The following is a 3,511-nucleotide window of genomic DNA, read 5'->3' as shown; positions in this document are numbered from 1 at the left end:
AGTAGGGGGAGTAGGGATAAGATATTTTCAACTAACAACTGACAACTGACAACTGACCAATTCAGTTACAATTTGTAAAGAAACTGAACAAGGAAGAGGGAATGCGCGTTGCAATTGTGGGTGCGGGATTAGCAGGGTTAGCAACTGCTGTAGATTTAGTAGATGCTGGCTGTGAAGTAGAAATTTTCGAGTCTCGTCCGTTTGTGGGGGGTAAGGTTAGCAGTTGGGTGGATGGTGACGGCAACCATATTGAAATGGGGCTGCACGTCTTTTTCGGCTGCTACTACAATCTGTTTGAGTTAATGGAGAAAGTGGGGGCTGGTGATAACTTACGCCTCAAGGAGCATAGTCATACTTTTATCAATAAAGGCGGACAAACTGGGGCGTTAGATTTTCGCTTTTTCACGGGTGCGCCTTTTAATGGATTAAAGGCGTTTTTTACCACTTCTCAACTTTCATTACGGGATAAATTCCAAAATGCGATCGCTCTGGGGACTAGCCCAATAGTTCAAGGTTTGGTAGACTTTGACGGGGCAATGAAAACTATTCGCAAATTAGATAAAATCAGTTTTTCCGACTGGTTCTATAGTCACGGAGGCAGTAAAGGCAGCATCAAACGTCTTTGGAATCCTATTGCTTACGCCTTGGGATTTATAGATTGTGACAATATATCCGCCCGGTGTATGTTGACAATTTTCCAGTTTTTTGCAGTCAGAACCGAAGCTTCAATTCTGCGAATGTTGGAAGGTTCACCTCATGAATATTTACACAAACCTATTGTTAAGTATTTAGAAGAAAGAGGCACAAAAATATATACCCGTCGTCAAGTCCGAGAAATTCAATTTGCTGAGTCTGGAGAACAAACCCAAGTGACTGGGATCTTAGTTGCCCAAGGCGATGCAGAAGAGGTGATCACTGCTGATGCTTATCTTTGCGCTTGTGATGTTCCGGGAATTCAGCGAGTTTTACCCCAACCTTGGCGGAAATGGCCAGAATTTGATAACATTTATAAATTAGATGCTGTCCCCGTCGCCACAGTGCAGCTACGTTTTGATGGTTGGGTGACAGAATTACAAGATGAGGAAAAACGCAAACAGTTAAATCATGCAGCAGGGCTAGATAATTTGTTGTATACCGCTGATGCTGATTTTTCCTGTTTTGCTGATTTGGCTTTGACTAGTCCCGCCGATTATTATCGTCCTGGGGAGGGTTCATTGTTGCAACTGGTATTGACTCCGGGAGATCCTTTTATTAAACAAAGTAATGAAGCGATCGCTAATCACGTCCTCAAACAAGTGCATGAACTATTCCCCTCTTCAAGAGATTTAAACATGACTTGGTACAGTGTTGTTAAACTGGCTCAATCTTTGTACAGAGAAGCACCGGGTATGGATGTGTACCGTCCTGATCAAAAGACACCTATCCCTAACTTTTTCCTAGCTGGAAGTTACACACAACAAGATTATATTGACAGCATGGAAGGAGCAACAGTCTCTGGAAAACGTGCAGCTAAAGTAATTCTTGAAAGTGGGAAGAAATAGGTATTGGGGACTGGGGACTGGGGACTGGGGACTGGGGACTGGGGACTGGGAACAGTTAAGAGGGAATAGGGAATAAGTAGAAGTTTACCAATTACCAATTACCAATTACCAATTACCAATTACCAATTACCAATTACCAATCACCCATTACCAATCTAAAATCTAAAATCTAAAATCTAAAATCTAAAATCCTATGAGTGAATGGTTAGAACATAGTGTCCAAGTAGAAGTAGAAGTTCCTATAGAATTAGTATGGGGATTGTGGTCTGATTTAGAGCAAATGCCTAAATGGATGAAATGGATTGATTCAGTGACAATTACCGCAGATAACCCAGAAATTTCTCTGTGGAAACTGAGTACAGGAGGGTTAGATTTTACTTGGAAATCTCGAATTACCAAAATAATTCCTTATCAAATTATTCAATGGGAATCGGTTGATGGTTTACCAAATCAAGGAGCAATTCGCTTTTATGATCGCCATAATAATAGTATTGTGAAAATGACGGTTTCCTATGCTATTCCTGGCTTGATTGGTAAACTCATGGATAATTTGTTTTTAGGAAAAGTGGTAGAGTCCACAATTCAAGCAGATTTAGAACGCTTTAAAGTATACGCTTTAAATGTGCAAGATATGAGCTTACCTTAATGTAACCAAGGACGAGTAATTTTTTCTAATTCGGCAATTTCATCTTCAGTCATTTTCCAACCTAACGCACCTGCATTTTGTTTAACTTGTTCTGCGGTTTTGACTCCAGCAATGGGAATCACATTACCTTGAGCTATTAACCAATTTAAGGATACTTGGGCAGGAGTGCGATCGTATTTTTCCCCAATTTCTCTTAATAGAGATAAAACTGGGGCAATTTTATTTAAACCATCTGGACTAAATCGCGGATCTATAATTCTTGCGCCTTGAGGCTTTTGAGAGGGTGTATACTTACCTGTGAGCAATCCTTGTGCTAGGGGACTATAAGCTAAAAGAGTCACACCTAAATCACGGGCTGTTTGAGAAATACCTTTACCTTCTATTTGGCGTGTTAGTAGAGAATAACGCACCTGATTTACAGCCAAAGGTACACCCCTAGCAGCTAATATCTGGTGTGCTTCTCGCATTTGGGCTGCTGAATAGTTACTCACACCTACTGCACCGATTCTCCCCCGGTTCACTTCATCTGCGAGGGTATTCATGAGGGTTTCTTGGCTCAAAAATAAAGTGAAAGGCCAATGAACTTGGTATAGTTCAATTTTCTCAACTTGGAGACGTTGAAGACTAGCGGTTAAGGCTTCAGATACAGATTTACCATCCCAACGCCAAGGTAAGGGGCCAAACTTTGTGGCAATTTGCACTTGTTGGGAGGTTTGTTTCATGAACTTTCCTAACAACTGTTCTGAAAGTCCTAAACTGTAAACTTCCGCAGTATCAAAGAAGGTGATACCAGCATCTAAGGCTGCGGTAAAAGCCGCTTGTAACTGTTCTTCTCCATATCCTTCGCCATAATTCCAAAATACTTTATCACCCCAAGCCCATGTACCAATACAGAGAGGGGGAACAGCTAGACCATTTTTTCCTAATGTGATGGTTTCCATTTTGGTAAAATTGATTATATTTACATTTCTTTACTTTCTTAGTGTATTGCTACAAAAGTCAGTAGTTCGGGCTTTAGTTAAAAGATGTTCTCGCGGAAAATTTTGATTAAAAGAGATAACAAAAATCAATTTCTTCTCGCTCCTAAAGGTTCATATTTTGACCATGTTTTGGCTCAAATTGTTGCCAATTGGATATTATTATAAGTAATCAATACTATTAAACCCTGAAACCCTATTGATATCGTCACGATTTTCTTGGGTTTCAGACATATTTGAGAAAATTGGCAATAGTATTGGTAATGGGACGGAATTAATTACATAATTGATTTTTCTGTTCCTAGTTAAGAGTTAAGAGTACCCCTGTTAAGGTGTACTAAAAATAT

3 protein-coding genes are annotated in these 3,511 nt (G+C 40.0%); 2 read left to right on the top strand and 1 reads right to left on the bottom strand.

Annotated elements, in window-relative coordinates; translation table 11 throughout:
* Nucleotides 1-101 precede the first annotated feature (101 nt).
* Both zds and FJR05_RS12035 read left to right on the top strand, forming a co-directional pair.
* Nucleotides 102-1,541: a 9,9'-di-cis-zeta-carotene desaturase gene (gene zds, locus FJR05_RS12045; RefSeq protein WP_168644305.1), complete on the top strand. Its 1,440-nt coding sequence runs from the start codon at nucleotides 102-104 to the stop codon at nucleotides 1,539-1,541.
* 193 nt (nucleotides 1,542-1,734) lie between these two features.
* Entirely contained in the window at nucleotides 1,735-2,187 is a 453-nt protein-coding gene (locus FJR05_RS12035) for an SRPBCC family protein (protein WP_168644304.1), read from the top strand.
* On the opposite strand, the gene FJR05_RS12030 is transcribed toward FJR05_RS12035, so the two are convergent.
* Nucleotides 2,184-3,128: an aldo/keto reductase gene (locus FJR05_RS12030; protein WP_168644303.1), complete on the bottom strand. Its 945-nt coding sequence runs from the start codon at nucleotides 3,126-3,128 to the stop codon at nucleotides 2,184-2,186. The two genes, FJR05_RS12035 and FJR05_RS12030, sit on opposite strands and share 4 nt — an antisense overlap.
* Between the last annotated feature and the right edge of the window lie 383 nt (nucleotides 3,129-3,511).

The sequence above is a fragment of the Dolichospermum sp. UHCC 0259 genome, from assembly GCF_009711935.1.
GTDB lineage: Bacteria > Cyanobacteriota > Cyanobacteriia > Cyanobacteriales > Nostocaceae > Dolichospermum.
Note: the sequence above shows the minus strand (reverse complement) of the source record. Positions and strands in the feature narration are given on the sequence as shown.

Bases quoted from the DNA above. Each gene is read 5' to 3' on its own strand.
- zds (WP_168644305.1), top strand. From the start codon at position 102: ATGCGCGTTGCAATTGTGGGTGCGGGATTAGCAGGGTTAGCAACTGCT.
- FJR05_RS12035 (WP_168644304.1), top strand. From the start codon at position 1,735: ATGAGTGAATGGTTAGAACATAGTGTCCAAGTAGAAGTAGAAGTTCCT.
- FJR05_RS12030 (WP_168644303.1), bottom strand. From the start codon at position 3,128: ATGGAAACCATCACATTAGGAAAAAATGGTCTAGCTGTTCCCCCTCTC.